The sequence below is a fragment of the Bacteroides uniformis genome, assembly GCF_025147485.1.
GTDB classification, from domain to species: Bacteria; Bacteroidota; Bacteroidia; order Bacteroidales; family Bacteroidaceae; genus Bacteroides; species Bacteroides uniformis.
In genome coordinates this window covers 558,381-576,043 of sequence record NZ_CP102263.1, presented here as the reverse complement: position 1 = coordinate 576,043, position 17,663 = coordinate 558,381, and the positions used below count along the sequence as shown (strand labels likewise).

Sequence of the window (17,663 nt, the reverse complement as noted above, 5' to 3'; positions counted from 1 at the left end):
TAATTTCGTGCAAATATAGTTCTTTTCTCCTTTTGGTATTCACAATGAGACAACTATTTGTAAAAAGAGGGGGTAAAACGGAAATCGTCAATAGAATGGCCGACTTCGGTTTTATCCCCTCCTTATTCATTCACCCGGATGTTGTCTTATGATTCAGATGCTGGGTGGCGAGTGTTATTTCCGGTCGTTCTCCCGGATTTCCACACGGCGGATTTTCCCGCTGATGGTTTTGGGGAGCTCATCAACAAATTCGATGACACGCGGGTATTTGTAGGGAGCCGTCACTTTCTTCACATGGTTCTGCAACTCCTTGACAAGCTCTTCTTCGGCGCGTGCCTTGTACTCTTTTGCCAACACAATCGTAGCTTTTACCACTTGGCCGCGGATTTCATCGGGCACACCGGTAATGGCACATTCCACTACGGCTGGGTGGGTCATCAATGCACTTTCCACTTCGAACGGGCCGATGCGATAACCGCTACTTTTGATAACGTCGTCGGCGCGGCCCACGAACCAGAGGTAGCCGTCTTCGTCCTTCCAGGCTACGTCTCCCGTGTAGTAAATGCCGTTGTTCCATGCCTCGTGGGTACGGTTGGCATCGCGGTAGTATTCCTTGAACAATCCCAGCGGTTTGCCTTTGTCGGTACGGATTACAATCTGTCCCTGCTCACCGGCTTCCACAGAACGGCCGTCGTTGTCTATCAGGTCTACGTCGTATTGCGGATTGGGCAATCCCATGCTGCCGGGTTTCGGTTCCATCCAGGGCATGGTGGCGACGGTGAGGGTCGTTTCGGTCTGTCCGAAACCCTCCATCAACTTGATGCCCGTCAGTTTCTTGAAGGTCTCGAATACAGCGGGGTTCAAGGCTTCTCCGGCGATGGTGCAGTATTCCAGGCTGGATAGGTCGTACTTCGTAAGGTCTTCGTGAATGAGGAACCGGAAGATGGTGGGCGGTGCACAAAGCGACGTGACGTGATAATCCTGTATCTTCTCCAGTATGGCTGCGGGAGTGAACTTCTCGTGGTCGTATACAAATACGTTGGCACCGGCAATCCATTGTCCGTAGAGCTTGCCCCACACGGCTTTTCCCCAACCGGTGTCGGCAATGGTGAGGTGTAGGCTGCTCTCTTTCAGATTGTGCCAGAAGCTGCCGGTGACGATATGTCCCAACGGATAGGTGAAGTCGTGGGCCACCATTTTAGGCTCTCCGGTAGTACCGCTGGTGAAGTACATCAGGGAGATGTCATCGTTCGTGTTCGGATGTTCAGGTTTCACGAAAGGAGCGGCGGCCTCGATACCTTTGTGGAAGTCTTCGAATCCTTCGGGAGCTTCCGGCCCGACGCTTACGAGGCGTTTCACAGAAGGAGACTCTGGCATAGCTGCCGTGATATGGTCGGTGATGACGCTTTCGCCGGCACAGACTATCATTTTAATGTCTGCGGCGTTGCAGCGGTATACGATGTCTTTCTTCGTCAGCAGGTGGGTGGCGGGAATCACCACTGCACCGAGTTTGTGCAGTGCCACAATGCTGAACCAGAATTCATAACGGCGTTTCAGTATCAGCATCACCATGTCTCCGTGCCCGATGCCGAGGCTTTGGAAATAGGAAGCCGTCATGTCTGTGTACCGTTTCATGTCGGCAAAGGTAAACTGCCGGCATTCGCCCTGGTCATTGGTCCACAACAGTGCGGGTTTGTCGGGCTGCTCGGCTGCCCAGGCATCCACTACGTCGTAGCCGAAGTTGAAATTCTCCGGTACGTTTATCTTCAAGTTCTTGATGAAGTCCTCCTGTGAGGTGAAGGATGTTTGAGATAAAAATCTTTCTACCATAACTTTATTACATGATTACTGCCAGGAATTTTACAGTCTTTCCGTCAAGCGCCTTCATGCCGTGCGGCAGTTTGGAGTTGAAGTATAGACTGTCTCCTTCGTTTAAGATTAAGTCTTTGCCGTCGATGCTGACCATCATACGGCCTTCCAGTACGAGGTTGAACTCCTGACCGGTATGGCTGTTGTAATGTATCGGCTCGCTGTCCGGTTTCGGTTCTACGGTCACGATGAACGGGTCTGCCGTGCGGTTGATGAAACCGGCTGCCAGTGATTGGTATTTATATGCCTTGGTACGTTCTATACTGGTTCCTTTTCCGGCACGTGTCAGGAAGTAGGAGCTCATTTTGGGCTCTTGCCCAAACATCAGTGCGTCCAGTGATATGCCGTAGTGCCGTGCTATCTTCTGCAGCATGCTGACCGAGATGTCGAATTCTCCGGTTTCGGCCAGGCGGTACTCTTCTGCAGAGATGTCGCAGTCGCGGGCGATATCGTCGGCAGTCAGTTCCAATACGTCACGCAGTCCGCGCAGGCGTTCGGCTATTTGTCTGATTTGTTCGTCCATAATTATATTTTTTTAATGGGTTGTTATTAAAGTGTGGCAATGTGCCAATAGGCTGCACAATGTTTAATTATACCGTAGCTCATAGGCATATCGGGACATCGTTACATTAGCACATTAAATATCATTTACTCGCTTTGATGGCTTTAATCACAGTGGAGGTGAATCCTTCATGTTCCAGCTCGTTGATTCCCTTGATGGTAATTCCTCCGGGGGTACACACCTTGTCAATCTCAACACTGGGGTGCGTGTCGTTGTTCAGAATCAGCTCGGCTGCCCCTTTCACGGATTGTGCCACCATGCGCATGCCGTCTTTGGGATAGATACCCATTTCAACGCCGGCCTGCATGGCTGCCTGGATATACTTAAGCACGTAGGCGATGCCGCAGGAAGTCATGGCAGTGGTTGCCGCAATCTTTTCTTCGGGAATGAGCATGGCGAGTCCCATCTGGTTGAAAATGTCCAGCATCAGTTGCTCCTGCTCCTTGGTGGCATTGCGGCTGGCGATGAGTGTCATGCTTTCCATCTCGCTGATGGCGGTATTGGGAATAAGACGGAACATGGTCATTTCTTTGTCTGCTACATAGTGTGTCAGCTTTTCAAAAGGAATGCCGGCTGCAACGGATATAAGAATCTCTGTGCCTTTTAGTTCCAGTTCCTTTATCACTGGCTCCATCAGCCATGGCTTCACGGCAAAGATTATCATATCTGCACCGGCTGCCGCTTCCTGGTTGTCATTGGTCACTTGCAATGCGGGGAATTCTGCCTTCAGCTTGTCCAGCTTGCCCTGGGTGGGGTTGGAGACAATGATGTTACCGGCAGGGATGATTGTTCCTTTTGCCAGCCCTCGGGCAATGGCTCCCCCCATATTTCCTGCACCGATAATTGCTGCTTTCATATCTTTTTGTTGTTAAAAGAGTTGTTTTGCTGGCAAAGGTAGATAAATTTTCTACAAAAAACGACCGAGAGAGAAAGGTATTCTGCTTTTCGGTCGTTTCTTTTGCTGGCTGATTATTTGTGTCAAATATTAAAGTACTTTCTTGAAGCGTTCCAAGAATTCCTTTGCTTCATCCATGCCGAGGCACAGAGGCGGCAGCAGGCGAAGTACATTCGTACCGCTTACACCGGTGAATACATGCTGCTCTTTCAGTAGTCTTAGGCGCAGTTCCTTGATGGGTTCTTCAAATTCCAGCCCTATCATGAGTCCGCGTCCGCGAACGTCCTTGATTTGAGGGAATTTCTTTAGTTCCGTTATCAGGAAGTTGCCGACTTGGGCTGCATTCTCTATCAGGTTTTCCTGCTCTATCACATCCAGCACGGCAAGGGCGGCACTGCAAGCCAGGTGGTTTCCGCCGAAAGTGGTTCCAAGTTGCCCGTATACTGGTGTAAACATTGGGCTGATGAGTACGCCTGCCATCGGGAAACCATTGCCGATGCCTTTTGCCACGGTGATGATGTCGGCTTTGATGCCGTTGTACTGATGGGCGAAGAACTTGCCGCTGCGTCCGTAGCCGCTTTGGATTTCATCGAGAATCAAGACCGTGTTGTGTTCCGTACAAGTCTGGCGGAGAGCCTGCATGAATTCGTCTGTCGGCAGTTGGATGCCGCCTACACCTTGTATGCCTTCGATAATCACTGCGCAGACATCTCCTTTGGACAATTCGGCCTTCATGGCTTCGATGTCGTTCAACGGGAGGTAGGTGACGTGCCCGCAGTTGTTGATGGGAGCGATGATTTTAGGATTGTTCGTTACTTCCACCGCCAGTGAGGTACGTCCGTGGAATGCTTTTGAGAAGGATATCACACGGGTACGGCCATTGTAGAAAGAGGCGAGTTTCAAGGCGTTTTCATTGGCTTCGGCACCGCTGTTGATGAGGAAGAATGAGTAGTCGTCATAGCCACAGACTTTTCCCAAGCGTTCTGCCACTTGCTGTTGCAGCTTGTTAATTACTGAGTTTGAGTAGAATCCTAACGTAGCAACTTGGTTACTCACCATCTCTACATAATGTGGATGTGCATGTCCGATTGAGATGACTGCATGACCACCGTAGAGGTCGAGGTATTCGGTACCGTTCTCGTCCCATACATGGCAGCCTTTTCCTTTGACGATGTTGATGTCAAAGAGAGGGTATACGTCGAATAAATTCATTTTTTTTAGAATGCAGAAGGTTTCAACCGTAATCCTACGGTCTCTTCCAGGTTAAACATTAAATTCATGTTATGGACAGCTTGTCCGCTGGCGCCTTTCAGGAGGTTATCAATGCAGGAAATGATAAGCAGTTTGTCGCCATGCTTCTCCAGATGGATGAGGCACTTGTTGGTGTTTACCACTTGCTTCAGGTCGATATTCTTCTCCACGATGTGGGTAAAGGAATCTTTGGCGTAATATTCTTCATACATGCGGACGATTTCTTCCAGGGCCACTTTGGTCTTCACCACAATGGTGGTGAAGATGCCGCGCGGGAAGTCGCCGCGGTAGGGGATGAAGTCAATGTCCGCATCAAAGCTGTTCTGCAGCTGTTTGAGCGATTGCTTGATTTCGGGCACATGCTGGTGCTCGAAAGCTTTGTAGACGCTCATGTTGTTGTTGCGCCAGCTGAAGTGGCTCGTGGCGCCCGGTTTCACACCGGCGCCGGTACTTCCGGTAATGGCGTTCACCATGATATCATCGTTCAGCATCAGATGTTTGGCGAGCGGCAGCAGGCCCAGCTGTATGCAGGTGGCAAAGCAGCCCGGATTGGCTACGTGCTTCGCTTTGCAGGTGGCACGGCGGTTCAGCTCCGGCAGGCCGTAGATGAAGTCGTGTTCGGGAGAGGCTATGCGGTAGTCCATGGAGAGGTCGATGATTCTCAGTTCCTCGGGCACGTTGTGGCTTTCGAGGAACTTCTTCGTGTCACCATGTGCCGTACAGAAAAAGAGTACGTCGATTTCTTCCAGCGGGAGCTGGTCGGTAAATACCAAGTCTGTTTCGCCGTACAGTCCTTCGTGTACGTCGGTAATTTTGTTGCCGGCGTTGCTTGAGCTGTTTATGAAAACGATTTCCGCTTCCGGATGGTTGAGCAGCAAACGTATCAGTTCGCCTGCCGTGTATCCGGCTCCGCCGATGATTCCTACTTTAATCATTTCGATAATATCTATTTGGTTCTTGTGGTATAACAATTAGCATTATAATGTATATGGGTATGCCTGCAAATGCAGTAAAGATCGTGGCGAACGTATAAACGATACGCACCAATGAGACATCGAGTCCGAAAAAGTTTGCCAGTCCTGCACATACGCCTGAAAGCATCCTTCCAGTCCGGGGACGTGTCAGTTTTTGCTTCCTGCCGGTCATTTAGATTTTCTCGTCTTTATGATTTGAATAATAAGCACGCAGTGCTGTGGAGGTTACTTTGATGAAGCCCTTGGCATCTTCTGCCGTCCATCCTTTCTGCATCTCACCGTATTCGCCAAACTTGTTTTTCACAAGGTCATCTTTGCTTTCTACACCTACGGTAGAAAAGCAGAGCGGGTGAAGTTCGAGGATAGCCGTACCGTTTACGTTGCGTTGCGAGGATTCCAGCATGGCTTCGATGTCGCGCATTACTGGTTCCAGATATTGGCTTTCGTGCAGGAACATGCCATACCAGTTGGCTACCTGGTCCTTCCAGTATTGCTGCCATTTGCTCAAAGTGTACTTCTCGAGGAACTTGTGTGCTCCGATAATCAGCATAGGTGCGGCAGCTTCGAAACCTACGCGGCCTTTGATACCGATAATCGTGTCGCCTACGTGCATGTCGCGTCCGATACCGTATGCCGCACCAATCTCTTCTACCTTCTGGATGGCTTTGATGGGGTCGTCGAATGTCTCGTCGTTCACGGCTTTCAGCTCACCTTTTTCAAAAGTGAGGCGCAACTGCTCGCTGCCCTCTTTGGTGCAGTGTTTCAGATAGGCGCTTTCGGGCAACCCTTGCGCGGAATCCAGAATCTCGCCACCACAAATGGAAGTGCCCCACAAACCTACGTTATAGGAATATTTTAGTTTGGTGAAGTCGGCGGCAAAGCCGTGTTTGTTCAGATAATCAATCTCTTCCTGACGGCTCAGTGCCATGTCGCGTGTCAGCGTGATGATTTCCACGCCCGGAGCCATGACGAGGAAAGTCATGTCGAAACGAATCTGGTCGTTACCCGCACCTGTAGAACCGTGGGCGATGGCATCCGCGCCGATTTCGTTGGCATAGCGTGCAATGGCCAATGCTTGGAAGATACGTTCGGAACTTACAGAGATAGGATAGGTGCCGTTACGCAAAACATTGCCGAATACCATGTATTTCAAGCTTTTCTCATAGTATTCCTGCGTCACGTCGAGGGTGACGTATTCTTTGGCGCCCAGCTTGTAGGCATTTTCTTCGTTTGTCTTCAACTGTTCAGCACTGAAACCGCCCGTATTGGCACAAGCTGCATATACTTCGTACCCTTTTTCTTTGGTAAGATACATCACCGTAAACGAGGTATCCAAACCTCCGCTGAATGCGACTACTACTTTCTTCTTCTTTTCCATATCCTTAGTATTTTTATATTTTATCCTCTTCGTGCAGCTTCGGGTCGTAAAGCATTGCTGTGCAAATGCAGAATTTACGGTTCTTAGCTACCAATATATCATGGTTTATACAGCCTTCGCAACCTTTCCAGAACGATTCGTCATCGGTCAGTTCGTTGAAGGTGACGGGCACATATCCCAGCTCGGTATTCATTTTCATGACGGCAGCTCCGCTGGTGAGACTGAAAACTTTAGCATTAGGCCAGCGTAGGCGTGCCAGGCGGAAAGAAGCGGTCTTGATACGTTTTGCCAGCCCCAGTCCCCGATATTTGGGGTGTACTATCAAACCGGAGGTTGCTACATATTGCTTGTTACCCCAGCTCTCTATGTAGGTGAAACCGGCAAAATCATCTCCACACAAGGCTATGATGGCCTTTCCTTCTTTCATTTTAGTAGCTACGTATTCGTGTGTGCGTTCTGCGATGCCCGTTCCGCGTACCTTGGCAGCTTCCCGGATGGTATCCAAAATCTTGTCTACGTAAACTTCATGTGAGGCGTCAGCCACCATCACATCAATTTGTTTCGAATCCATTTCTTATTTAATTTCTTGTTTTTTTGTTGTTATCTATCATTTAATGTTCGGGATGATTTGCGATAGGAAGCTGCGTACCTCGTCATGTGACGCTGCTTCGTGCACCACCAGCATGATGGTGTCATCTCCGGCAATGGTACCCAGAATGGCGGGACACTCTCGGTTGTCGATGTCGTAGGCCATGCTGCTGGCATATCCGGGCCGGGTACGGATGACGGCAATATTGCCCGAAAATTGAAGTGAAACGAATCCGCTTGTCATCAGCATTTCACTTGCACTCTGGTCGTTCGAACGTTTATACATGATGTTGTTGGGCAGCACATATACGTATTTACCGTTCATGTTCGCTGCTTTCGCTACTTTCAGCTGTTTCAAGTCGCGTGACAAGGTGGCTTGTGTCAGTTCAAAGCCTTCCTTGCTCAAAGCTTGCAACAGTTCTTCCTGAGAACTGACGTCTTTGCTTGAGATAATCATCTTGATGGCGTCTAACCGATTGGCTTTTTTCTTCATTTTCTGTATAATTATTCTAAGAGTAGTGCAAAATTAGGGATTATTTCGGAAAGAATATGCAAAAAGGAGAGCTTTTTTATTCTTTTTATACATCGGGTGTACTGTATATGTTGTTTTTGTTCTCTTTGTTGGAGTCTTGTTTGTTCTTTTACGTTATTGGAGATTGTTTCCGTATGTCTTTGGTAAATGTTGATATAATATAGAATAGATATGCAATTGTCAAATCTGACACCCTTTCAATCAAAAACTGTACAAAAAGTAGGGGGATAATCTCCTATTTTTGTATCGTTGAATAGCAACTAAAACTAATTACCATGAAACAATGCTTTTTTGCGGTCGACTTGGGGGCTACCAGTGGTCGCACAATTCTGGGAACTTTTACTTCGAATGGTTTGGAAATGGAAGAAGTAAACCGTTTCCCAAATCATCTGATTGAAGCTGGCAGACATTTTTACTGGGATATTTATGAACTTTACCGTCATATTATTGAAGGGCTAAGGATTGCCGCCCGTAAAGGTGTAGAAATAACTTCCATCGGTATCGACACTTGGGGAGTAGATTTTGTCTGTGTAGGTAAGGATGGGGGATTTCTTCGCCAGCCGTATTCCTATCGTGACCCTCATACGGTGGGTGCTCCGGAAGCGTTCTTCACACGTATACCTCGTAGCCATGTGTATGGATGGACGGGGATTCAGGTGATGAATTTCAACTCCTTGTTCCAACTTGATACATTACGCCGTAATCATGACAGTGCATTGGCAGCTGCAGATAAATTGCTGTTTATGCCTGATGCTTTGAGCTATATGTTGACCGGTCAGATGGTAACGGAGTATACTATTGCCAGTACGGCACAGTTGGTAAATGCCAATACCTGCAGGCTGGAGGATGCCTTGCTGCAGGAGATTGGACTGACACAAGCTCATTTCGGGCGTTTTGTCTATCCTGGTGAAAAAATAGGGGGCTTGACGGAGGAAGTACAACGAATAACCGGACTTGGCGCTGTCCCCGTGATAGCTGTTGCCGGGCATGATACGGCTTCTGCTGTTGCTGCCGTACCTGCCATGGACCGTAATTTTGCTTATCTAAGTAGTGGTACTTGGTCTCTGATGGGAGTGGAGACGGATGCTCCAGTCATTACTGCTGAAACAGAATCCTTGAATTTTACGAATGAAGGCGGTGTGGAAGGAACCATTCGTTTGTTAAAAAATATTTGTGGTATGTGGCTGCTTGAACGTTGCCGTACCGAATGGGGGGAAATCCCTTATTCTGAACTCATCGTTGAGGCTGGTACTTGTGAACCATTCCGTAGTCTAATTAATCCGGATGATGCTTTGTTTACCAATCCGGCGAATATGGAGCAAGCCATCAAGACCTATTGTTCCGATTATCGTCAGCCTATTCCCATGACACATGGACAGATAGTACGCTGTATCTTTGAGAGTCTTGCTTTGAGATACCGTCAGGTGCTGGATAGCCTGCGAAATCTTTCACCACGTCCGGTGGAGGCTTTACATGTTATCGGTGGCGGTAGCCGTAACGAACTGCTTAACCAGTGGACAGCCAATGCTGTCGGTATTCCCGTGATTGCCGGACCTTCCGAAGCTACTGCTATCGGTAACGTTATGGTTCAGGCATTGGCTGCCGGAGCAGCTAGAGACATTGCTTCCATGAGACAGCTCATCAACCGTTCCATACCATTAAAGACTTTCTATCCGCAGGATATGGAGGATTGGAATACCGCTTACCTGCACTTCAAGCAATTGACGATGACTAATTATAATGGATAATGATTACCAATAACTTATAACTCATAATCAAATCACGTATCATGAAAGAAGAATTGATAAACAAAGCGTATGAAATTGCTAAAGAGCGTTACGCAGCTCTCGGATTGGATGTAGAAAAAGTAATGGAGCAACTTCAGAAAGTGTCTATCTCCATGCATTGTTGGCAGGCCGATGATGTTCAGGGATTCGAATCTGCCGGCTCATTGACCGGTGGTATCCAGACAACAGGAAACTATCCCGGTAAAGCCCGTAATATGGAAGAACTGCGTTCCGATATTTTGAAAGCTGCTTCTTATATCCCCGGTAAGCACCGTTTGAATTTGCATGAGATTTACGGTGACTTTGGCGGTACCTTCGTAGATCGCGATCAGGTAGAGGTGAAACATTTCGAAAGCTGGATGCAATGGGCAGCCGAGAATGGTATAAAATTGGATTTTAATTCCACTTCTTTCTCTCATCCGAAGAGCGGTAATCTTTCTCTGGCTCATCCGGACCAAGGTATCCGTGACTTTTGGGTCGAACATACTAAACGTTGTCGTGCCATTGCCGAAGAAATGGGGCGCCGCCAGGGAGATCCCTGCATCATGAATCTTTGGGTGCATGATGGTAGCAAGGATATCACTGTAAACCGTATGAAGTATCGTGTGCTTTTCAAAGATTCTCTCGACCGTATTTTTGCTACGGAATACAAGCATATGAAGAACTGCCTTGAATCGAAGGTGTTTGGCATAGGTTTAGAGAGTTATACAGTAGGCTCCAATGAATTCTGTATGGGCTATAGTGTACAGCATCAGAAACTTATTACTATTGATACCGGGCACTTCCATCCTACGGAAAGTGCTGCAGACAAGGTGTCTTCCATGTTGCTCTTTGTCCCTGAGCTGATGCTCCACGTAAGCCGTCCGGTACGTTGGGATTCTGACCATGTAACTATCATGGATGACCCCACTCTTGAACTTTTCCAAGAAATTGTCCGTTGCGATGCACTGGACCGTGTACACATTGGTCTTGATTATTTTGATGCTTCCATCAACCGTATCGGTGCTTATGTAATCGGTACCCGTGCGGCGCAGAAATGCATGTTGCGTGCGTTACTAGAACCATTGGCAAAGCTTCGCGAATATGAGGCCACCGGTCAAGGTTTCCAGCGCCTTGCTCTGCTCGAAGAGGCTAAGGCTTTGCCTTGGAACGCTGTTTGGGACATGTTCTGTCTGAAAAACAATGTTCCGGTAGGTGAGGAGTTCATCGCTGAAATAGAGAAGTATGAAGCTAATGTAACCTCTAAAAGAGGATAGGAAACCCTTGTAACTGACAGAAATGGAAATAATATTAGGGTTATTGATTATTGCCATCGGAGCATTCTGCCAATCCAGTTGCTATGTACCCATTAACCGCATCAAGGAGTGGAGCTGGGAGTCGTATTGGATTGTACAAGGTGTTTTCGCTTGGCTGGTTTTTCCGTTCTTGGGCGCGTTGCTGGCAGTACCTGCCGGCAATTCGCTGTTCGAGATTTATGCAAACAATCCTGCGGATACGCTTTGGACTATGTTCTTCGGAGCTTTATGGGGAGTGGGGGGACTGACGTTTGGTTTGTCTATGCGCTATTTGGGCGTAGCTCTTGGGCAGTCTATCGCTTTGGGTACTTGTGCCGGATTGGGAACGATATTGACTCCGGTATTTACTGGTAAGGCAGGAGATTTGACAACATCGGTTATTGTTGGTGTAGTGGTCACGTTGGTAGGTATTGGCATTATCGGTCTGGCCGGTAGCATGAAGTCTGCCAGCCTGAGCGAAGAAGAGAAGAAGAAGGCCGTAAAGGATTTCAATTTTACTAAAGGTATTATTGTAGCCCTTCTTGCCGGATTTATGAGTGCGTGTTTCAGTATAGGATTGGGTTTTGGAGAGAAACTCTGTTTTGCTGAAAGTGCGGATATATTCAAGACACTGCCTGCTACATTGATGGTGACACTGGGTGGTTTCATTACGAATGCCGTCTATTGTTTCTATCAGAATTCCAGGAACAAAAGTTGGGGCGATTATGGCAAGAAATCCCTTTATGTAAACAATGTCTTGTTTTGTGCTTTGGCCGGTGTGTTGTGGTACAGCCAGTTCTTTGGTCTTAGCTTGGGTAAGGGATTCCTTGCTGCCTCTCCGGTATTGCTCACATTCTCGTGGTGCATCCTGATGTCGTTGAACGTAACGTTCTCCAATGTTTGGGGTATCCTTTTGAAGGAATGGAAAGGGTGTACACCCAAGACAATTACAGTGCTTGTCATAGGCTTGGCAGTCTTGATAATTTCTTCTTTCCTGCCACAGTTGCTGGGGTAAGTTTAAATACCTATCTTTGAATATAAAACTAAAATATATCTGCATATATGAAATCAATTCTAGAAAATCGTCCGGCGCTGGCTGCGGAAGTTAATAAGGTGGCTGAGGTGGCTGGTTATCTCTGGCAGAAAGGTTGGGCAGAACGTAATGGGGGCAATATTACGGTCAACATCACTGAGTTTGTAGACGATGAAATCAAGGCTATGCCCGCCATTAGTGAGGTGAAATCAATCGGTGCTACTTTACCTTATTTGAAAGACTGCTATTTTTATTGCAAAGGCACCAACAAGCGTATGCGCGATTTGGCCCGTTGGCCGATGGAGAACGGTTCGGTCATCCGCATTTTGGATGACTGTGCCAGCTATGTCATTATAGCCGACCAGTCTGTACAGCCTACATCGGAACTTCCTTCCCATCTTAGTGTACACAACAATCTGATAGCGAAAGGTTCTCCCTATAAAGCTTCGGTGCATACGCATCCTATTGAGCTGGTAGCCATGACTCACAACAAGAAGTTTCTGGAAAAAGATGTAGCTTCGAACCTGCTTTGGAGTATGATACCGGAAACAAAGGCTTTCTGTCCCCGCGGTTTGGGTATCATCCCTTATCAACTTCCCAGTTCGGTAGAATTGGCTGAGGCTACCATCCGCGAACTGGATGACTATGATGTAGTGATGTGGGAGAAACATGGTGTGTTTGCTGTGGATGTGGATGTGATGGCTGCTTTCGACCAGGTGGATGTACTCAATAAATCCGCCCTTATTTATATCGCTGCCAAAAATATGGGTTTTGAACCGGATGGTATGAGCCAGCTTCAAATGAAGGAAATGTCCGTAGCGTTTAATTTGCCCAAATAATTGTTTTAACAGATAGTGTGTAATTATGTATAGAATGATATTGAATGAGACCTCTTATTTCGGTGCCGGCTGTCGCGAAACGATTGCCGTGGAGGCTGCCCGCAGAGGTTTCAAAAAGGCTTTCTTTGTAACGGACAGAGATTTGATCCGTTTCAAGGTGGCTGATAAAGTGATTGAAGTTTTCGAGAAGAACAGTATACCTTATGAGCTCTTCAGTGATGTGAAGGCCAATCCTACCATTACCAATGTACAGAATGGTGTGGCTGCTTTCAAGGCATCCGGTGCCGATTTTATCGTGGCTTTGGGTGGCGGCTCTTCCATTGATACGGCAAAAGGTATTGGTATTGTTGTGAATAATCCGGATTTTGCAGATGTGAAGTCTCTGGAAGGTGTGGCGGATACTCGTCAAAAGGCTGTCCCTACTTTTGCTTTACCTACTACGGCGGGAACTGCTGCTGAGGTGACCATCAATTATGTTATCATTGACGAAGAGGTCAAAAAAAAGATGGTTTGTGTAGACCCTAATGATATTCCGGCAGTAGCTATTGTTGACCCGGAGCTGATGTATTCCATGCCGAAAGGATTGACTGCTGCAACCGGTATGGATGCACTGACTCATGCCATAGAAAGCTATATAACGCCGGGTGCATGGGCTATGTCGGATATGTTCGAACTGAAAGCCATTGAAATGATTGCTGTCCATTTGAAAGCTGCCGTAGACAATGGCAGCGATCCGGTTGCCCGCGAGGCCATGTCTCAAGCGCAATACATTGCCGGTATGGGGTTCAGCAATGTCGGTCTGGGCATCGTTCATTCCATGGCCCATCCTTTGGGTGCCCATTATGACACTCCGCATGGGGTGGCCAACGCATTGCTTCTTCCTTACGTAATGGAGTATAATGCAGCGTCCCCGGCTGCTCCTAAATATGTCCATATTGCGAAGGCGATGGGAGTCAATACGGAAGGTATGAGCGTGGAAGAAGGTATATGTGCTGCTATTGCTGCTGTCCGGAAATTGTCTTTAAGTATTGGCATTCCACAGCGGTTGCGTGAAATCAATGTTAGGGAAGAGGATTTGCATCAATTGGCTATCGATGCTTTTAATGATGTCTGCACCGGTGGCAATCCGAGACCTACATCTGTGGAAGATATAGAAGCTCTGTATCATAAAGCTTTTTAAGGCAAGCGCTATTTTAGGTTACATGTCTATTCCCGTCCGTGATGAATAATATTCGCTGCGGACGGGATTTTTCATAAATAATCTCTATTTTTGTTCCGGAGCTATTATGGAAGGCACGTGTTATGACTAAAAATTATAATGATTTAGGAGTAGAGTTTAAGTACCTTATTGTAAATGACATGGACCAGAAATATGGTCTTTGGGTAAATACTGTGGGCTTTCAGTCTATCCAGCCTAATTCTCCTTATCCGTTGAAGGATCATCCTACCGGTTATTTTTTCAATGCGCAGAAAGGACGGATTCTGCGCGAGTACCAGTTGGTCTATATTACTAAAGGGAGGGGGGGGCTCCTCGGAGACCACGCCAGAGAAGCAAGTGTGCAAAGGACGACTGATGGTGCTGTTTCCTGGTCAGTGGCATACATATTATCCTTATGTGCAGACGGGTTGGAATGAATATTATATTGGTTTCGAGGGAGCTGTGATTGATGATATGGTGAAAGGTGGTTTTCTATCGAAAGAGAATCAAGTGTTGGAGGTGGGGTTGAATGAAGAGCTCGTTTCACTTTTCTCTCGCGCTTTGGAAATTGCGGAAGCTGATAAGATTTCTTCCCAGCAATATCTTGCCGGTATTGTGCTACATATGATAGGGATGATATTGTCCATCTCTAAAAACAAGATTTTCGAAGTGGGTGATGTCGATCAGAAAATAGAGCAGGCTAAAATCATCATGAACGAGAATGTATTCAAGGATGTTGACCCGGAAGAACTGGCAATGAAGTTGAATATCAGTTATTCTTGGTTTCGCAAAGTATTTAAGGATTATACCGGCTATGCTCCTGCAAAATATTTCCAAGAGCTAAAGTTGCGTAAGGCTAAGCAATTGCTGGTGGGTACTTCTTTATCGGTGAAAGAAATCTCTTTTATGCTCGACTATAAGTCTACCGAGCATTTCTTCTCCTCGTTTAAGAAACGTACGGGGTTTACTCCATTGGAGTATCGCTCTTATGGTCGGGAAACCGGAGGAGAGGAGGTATAAAACAAAAAAAGACTTAACTTCTAAAAGTTAAGTCTTTTCTGTCGGAATGAGGCGACTCGAACGCCCGACCCCTACGTCCCGAACGTAGTGCGCTACCAACTGCGCTACATTCCGATTGCTTTTGAAAAGTGGTGCCACCAGGAATCGAACCGGGGACACAAGGATTTTCAGTCCTTTGCTCTACCAACTGAGCTATGGCACCTTTTTCGTTTGCGGGTGCAAAGATAAAGAGTTTTTTTTATACCGCAAGGCTTTTTGAGGAAAAATATCTAAAAAAGGTGCCTCTTGCTCTATGGAGCGAGGCACCTTACTTCTAAAAATCATTTGCTATCGAAGACATCAGTCGATATTCGGATTGATGCTGTGCCAGTCTTTGATGGCAGGCAGTACACCCATTTCTATCACCTCGTCACGAAGTGTGCAGAGATGGGCATAGCTTTCTTTCAGTTTGGCTTCTTCTTCGGGCGTGCCGTTCAGTTCCTTATAGTGTACACCGTCTTTGGTAATTTCAGTTTCCATTGCCATCATGATGTGGTCGAAGCCGTGGCTGTGTACATATGTACCGGCAGGCCAGCGGAACGGTTTGCCACCCATCGCTGCAGCTATCATTTCGATAGAGACGTATGCCGGACTCTGGAAGGAAGAACGTCCACGGAGGGCGATGATGTTGGCACCGCCTTTGGTTACCTTAGTCTGGATTTCGACCCACTGTTCTTTAGTCAGGGCAGGGGTACCGATGATATCAAGTAACGGTTTACCGTCCACCTTGGCGGTAGAGGCATATACAGCCATCTGTTCACCATGACCGCCGTAGGTACGGCAATTTTCGATTTTGTCGGGGGCGATGCCGAAATGCTTGGAAAGTTCACTACGCAGGCGGGTGCTGTCGAGGGCGGCCAGTGTGGTCACTTGTGAAGGTTTCAGGCCGGAATACAATAGGGTAATCAGACCGGTGATGTCGGCAGGGTTGAAAATGACAACCACGTGCTTCACATCCGGACAGTAGGCTTTTACATTCTTACCGAATTCTTCGGCAATAGCGGCATTGCCTTTCAAAAGGTCTTCGCGGGTCATGCCGGCCTTGCGGGCGGCACCGCCTGATGATACCACATACTTGGCGCCGGTCAGCGCTTCTTTGATATCGGAGGTAAATGTGATGTTCATTCCTTCGAATCCGCAGTGGAACAGCTCTTCGGCCACCCCTTCCAGTCCGGGAGCATAAGGGTCGTACAGACATAGGTTGGGAGTGAGATGCATCATGATTGCAGTCTGTGCCATGTTTGAACCGATCATGCCGGCTGCGCCGACGATTGTCAATTTGTCATTTGTCAGAAATTCCATAATCTTTTTTATTTAAAGGTGAGTAATATCTTTTCTTGCTGATTGTCACGATACAAAGATAACCCTTTTTGAAGAGAGTTGTTCATAGAAAAAAGTTATCTTTTAGAGCAAAAAGTTATTTCTTCTTTCCGAACTGCTGTATTGTACCTAAATTACTTATCTTTGTTGGGAAAATGAAGATAAGTAAGAAACTATGAGCATTGAGTTAGGAAAGTACAATACGCTGGAAGTGGTGAAGGAGGTAGCCTTCGGCATGTATCTGGACGGTGGCGAAGAAGGTGAAATTCTGCTTCCGTCGCGTTATGTCCCCCAAGACTGTAAGGTGGGAGACAAACTGAACGTTTTTATATATCTTGATAACGAAGAACGTCTGGTAGCCACTACTCTGACACCGTTAGTGCAGGTCGGGCAGTTTGCCTGCTTGGAGGTGGCGTGGATAAACCAGTATGGTGCTTTCCTTAACTGGGGATTGATGAAGGATCTTTTCGTCCCCTTCCGCGAACAGAAAATGAAGATGCAGGTGGGAAAGAAGTATGTGGTTCATGCCCATTTGGATGATGAAAGCTATCGTATCGTGGCATCGGCCAAGGTAGACCGTTATCTTTCCAAAGAGAAGGCCGCCTATGAGTCGGGGCAGGAGGTGGATATCCTGATTTGGCAGAAGACGGATTTGGGATTCAAGGCGATCATCAACGATGAATATAGCGGCTTGCTATATGAGAGCGAGATATTTCAGCCACTGCACACGGGCATGAGGATGAAAGCCTATGTGAAGCAGGTACGCGAAGACGGCAAGATAGACCTGCTGCTTCAAAAACCGGGGCAGGCTAAAGTAGAAGATTTCTCAGCTACGTTGCTGGACTATATCTGTGAACAGGGCGGACGGATAGCTTTGAATGACAAGAGTCCGGCAGAAGAAATCTATGCAACTTTCGGTGTCAGCAAGAAAACCTTCAAAAAGGCTGTGGGAGATTTGTACAAAAAACATCTGGTTGTATTGGAGGAAGATGGAATCAGGATTAGGAATTAGTCCCAGTCATTAGGAATTTCCCTACTTGTAAATAGAGACAATCATTAGGGAGGGGAATTTCCTCTCCCTATTTTTGTCGTACAATAAAAAAA

At 47.2% G+C, this 17,663-nt stretch carries 16 protein-coding genes, 2 tRNA genes and 1 pseudogene; 7 read left to right on the top strand and 12 right to left on the bottom strand.

Features of this window, described 5'->3' with window-relative positions:
* Positions 1-174: 174 nt before the first annotated feature.
* From NQ510_RS02295 to argR, 9 genes are all read right to left on the bottom strand, one after another.
* Positions 175-1,830, bottom strand: coding sequence for an AMP-binding protein (locus NQ510_RS02295; RefSeq protein WP_005825134.1), 1,656 nt, complete (start codon positions 1,828-1,830; stop codon positions 175-177).
* 7 nt (positions 1,831-1,837) lie between these two features.
* Positions 1,838-2,392, bottom strand: coding sequence for a helix-turn-helix domain-containing protein (locus NQ510_RS02290; RefSeq protein WP_005825132.1), 555 nt, complete (start codon positions 2,390-2,392; stop codon positions 1,838-1,840).
* Between the two features lie 121 nt (positions 2,393-2,513).
* Positions 2,514-3,287 (bottom strand): pyrroline-5-carboxylate reductase, encoded by a 774-nt coding sequence (gene proC, locus NQ510_RS02285; protein ID WP_005825128.1) that lies wholly within the window; start codon positions 3,285-3,287, stop codon positions 2,514-2,516.
* A 129-nt stretch (positions 3,288-3,416) separates the two neighbouring features.
* Entirely contained in the window at positions 3,417-4,538 is a 1,122-nt protein-coding gene (locus tag NQ510_RS02280; RefSeq protein ID WP_005825124.1) for an aspartate aminotransferase family protein, read from the bottom strand.
* A 5-nt stretch (positions 4,539-4,543) separates the two neighbouring features.
* Positions 4,544-5,512: an N-acetyl-gamma-glutamyl-phosphate reductase gene (gene argC, locus NQ510_RS02275; RefSeq protein ID WP_005825122.1), complete on the bottom strand. Its 969-nt coding sequence runs from the start codon at positions 5,510-5,512 to the stop codon at positions 4,544-4,546.
* Positions 5,505-5,723: a PspC domain-containing protein gene (locus NQ510_RS02270; RefSeq protein ID WP_005825120.1), complete on the bottom strand. Its 219-nt coding sequence runs from the start codon at positions 5,721-5,723 to the stop codon at positions 5,505-5,507. Before NQ510_RS02270 ends, argC begins: the two co-directional genes overlap by 8 nt.
* Positions 5,724-6,929, bottom strand: coding sequence for an argininosuccinate synthase (locus tag NQ510_RS02265; RefSeq protein WP_005825117.1), 1,206 nt, complete (start codon positions 6,927-6,929; stop codon positions 5,724-5,726).
* Positions 6,930-6,942: 13 nt separating this feature from the next.
* Positions 6,943-7,500, bottom strand: coding sequence for a GNAT family N-acetyltransferase (locus NQ510_RS02260; RefSeq protein WP_005825115.1), 558 nt, complete (start codon positions 7,498-7,500; stop codon positions 6,943-6,945).
* Positions 7,501-7,536: 36 nt separating this feature from the next.
* Positions 7,537-8,010 carry an arginine repressor gene (gene argR / locus NQ510_RS02255; RefSeq protein WP_005825113.1) on the bottom strand — a complete coding sequence of 158 codons (474 nt, stop codon included), beginning with the start codon at positions 8,008-8,010 and terminating at the stop codon, positions 7,537-7,539.
* A 314-nt stretch (positions 8,011-8,324) separates the two neighbouring features.
* Here argR and NQ510_RS02250 point away from each other — a divergent pair, with 314 nt between their 5' ends.
* The 6 genes and pseudogenes from NQ510_RS02250 (at position 8,325) to NQ510_RS02225 (ending at position 15,200) form a co-directional block, all read left to right on the top strand.
* Positions 8,325-9,797 carry a rhamnulokinase gene (locus tag NQ510_RS02250; protein WP_005825109.1) on the top strand — a complete coding sequence of 491 codons (1,473 nt, stop codon included), beginning with the start codon at positions 8,325-8,327 and terminating at the stop codon, positions 9,795-9,797.
* 41 nt (positions 9,798-9,838) lie between these two features.
* A complete protein-coding gene (locus NQ510_RS02245) occupies positions 9,839-11,092 on the top strand; it encodes an L-rhamnose isomerase (protein WP_005825107.1) in 1,254 nt (417 codons plus the stop codon).
* A 22-nt stretch (positions 11,093-11,114) separates the two neighbouring features.
* The gene (locus NQ510_RS02240; RefSeq protein ID WP_005825105.1) at positions 11,115-12,125 is read left to right on the top strand and encodes an L-rhamnose/proton symporter RhaT; all 1,011 of its coding nucleotides are present in this window, start codon (positions 11,115-11,117) and stop codon (positions 12,123-12,125) included.
* 47 nt (positions 12,126-12,172) lie between these two features.
* The gene (gene rhaD / locus NQ510_RS02235; RefSeq protein ID WP_005825102.1) at positions 12,173-12,982 is read left to right on the top strand and encodes a rhamnulose-1-phosphate aldolase; all 810 of its coding nucleotides are present in this window, start codon (positions 12,173-12,175) and stop codon (positions 12,980-12,982) included.
* Positions 12,983-13,007: 25 nt separating this feature from the next.
* Positions 13,008-14,162 (top strand): lactaldehyde reductase, encoded by a 1,155-nt coding sequence (gene fucO, locus NQ510_RS02230; protein ID WP_008662885.1) that lies wholly within the window; start codon positions 13,008-13,010, stop codon positions 14,160-14,162.
* Between the two features lie 122 nt (positions 14,163-14,284).
* A pseudogene (locus tag NQ510_RS02225) lies at positions 14,285-15,200 on the top strand (AraC family transcriptional regulator).
* A gap of 41 nt (positions 15,201-15,241) precedes the next feature.
* On the opposite strand, the gene NQ510_RS02220 reads toward NQ510_RS02225, so the two are convergent.
* The 3 genes from NQ510_RS02220 to NQ510_RS02210 form a co-directional block, all read right to left on the bottom strand.
* Positions 15,242-15,314: transfer RNA gene (locus tag NQ510_RS02220), tRNA-Pro, on the bottom strand.
* A gap of 15 nt (positions 15,315-15,329) precedes the next feature.
* Positions 15,330-15,402: transfer RNA gene (locus NQ510_RS02215), tRNA-Phe, on the bottom strand.
* 137 nt (positions 15,403-15,539) lie between these two features.
* A complete protein-coding gene (locus NQ510_RS02210; RefSeq protein ID WP_005825092.1) occupies positions 15,540-16,541 on the bottom strand; it encodes a malate dehydrogenase in 1,002 nt (333 codons plus the stop codon).
* A 193-nt stretch (positions 16,542-16,734) separates the two neighbouring features.
* On the opposite strand from NQ510_RS02210, the gene NQ510_RS02205 reads away from it, so the two are divergent.
* On the top strand, positions 16,735-17,571 hold the full coding sequence (locus NQ510_RS02205; RefSeq protein ID WP_005825090.1) for a CvfB family protein: 837 nt from the start codon (positions 16,735-16,737) through the stop codon (positions 17,569-17,571).
* Positions 17,572-17,663 lie beyond the last annotated feature (92 nt).

What these genes read in the sequence shown, in the direction of transcription:
- NQ510_RS02295 (WP_005825134.1), bottom strand. Translation starts at nt 1,830, where the DNA reads ATGGTAGAAAGATTTTTATCTCAAACATCCTTCACCTCACAGGAGGAC.
- NQ510_RS02290 (WP_005825132.1), bottom strand. Translation starts at nt 2,392, where the DNA reads ATGGACGAACAAATCAGACAAATAGCCGAACGCCTGCGCGGACTGCGT.
- proC (WP_005825128.1), bottom strand. Translation starts at nt 3,287, where the DNA reads ATGAAAGCAGCAATTATCGGTGCAGGAAATATGGGGGGAGCCATTGCC.
- NQ510_RS02280 (WP_005825124.1), bottom strand. Translation starts at nt 4,538, where the DNA reads ATGAATTTATTCGACGTATACCCTCTCTTTGACATCAACATCGTCAAA.
- argC (WP_005825122.1), bottom strand. Translation starts at nt 5,512, where the DNA reads ATGATTAAAGTAGGAATCATCGGCGGAGCCGGATACACGGCAGGCGAA.
- NQ510_RS02270 (WP_005825120.1), bottom strand. Translation starts at nt 5,723, where the DNA reads ATGACCGGCAGGAAGCAAAAACTGACACGTCCCCGGACTGGAAGGATG.
- NQ510_RS02265 (WP_005825117.1), bottom strand. Translation starts at nt 6,929, where the DNA reads ATGGAAAAGAAGAAGAAAGTAGTAGTCGCATTCAGCGGAGGTTTGGAT.
- NQ510_RS02260 (WP_005825115.1), bottom strand. Translation starts at nt 7,500, where the DNA reads ATGGATTCGAAACAAATTGATGTGATGGTGGCTGACGCCTCACATGAA.
- argR (WP_005825113.1), bottom strand. Translation starts at nt 8,010, where the DNA reads ATGAAGAAAAAAGCCAATCGGTTAGACGCCATCAAGATGATTATCTCA.
- NQ510_RS02250 (WP_005825109.1), top strand. Translation starts at nt 8,325, where the DNA reads ATGAAACAATGCTTTTTTGCGGTCGACTTGGGGGCTACCAGTGGTCGC.
- NQ510_RS02245 (WP_005825107.1), top strand. Translation starts at nt 9,839, where the DNA reads ATGAAAGAAGAATTGATAAACAAAGCGTATGAAATTGCTAAAGAGCGT.
- NQ510_RS02240 (WP_005825105.1), top strand. Translation starts at nt 11,115, where the DNA reads ATGGAAATAATATTAGGGTTATTGATTATTGCCATCGGAGCATTCTGC.
- rhaD (WP_005825102.1), top strand. Translation starts at nt 12,173, where the DNA reads ATGAAATCAATTCTAGAAAATCGTCCGGCGCTGGCTGCGGAAGTTAAT.
- fucO (WP_008662885.1), top strand. Translation starts at nt 13,008, where the DNA reads ATGTATAGAATGATATTGAATGAGACCTCTTATTTCGGTGCCGGCTGT.
- NQ510_RS02210 (WP_005825092.1), bottom strand. Translation starts at nt 16,541, where the DNA reads ATGGAATTTCTGACAAATGACAAATTGACAATCGTCGGCGCAGCCGGC.
- NQ510_RS02205 (WP_005825090.1), top strand. Translation starts at nt 16,735, where the DNA reads ATGAGCATTGAGTTAGGAAAGTACAATACGCTGGAAGTGGTGAAGGAG.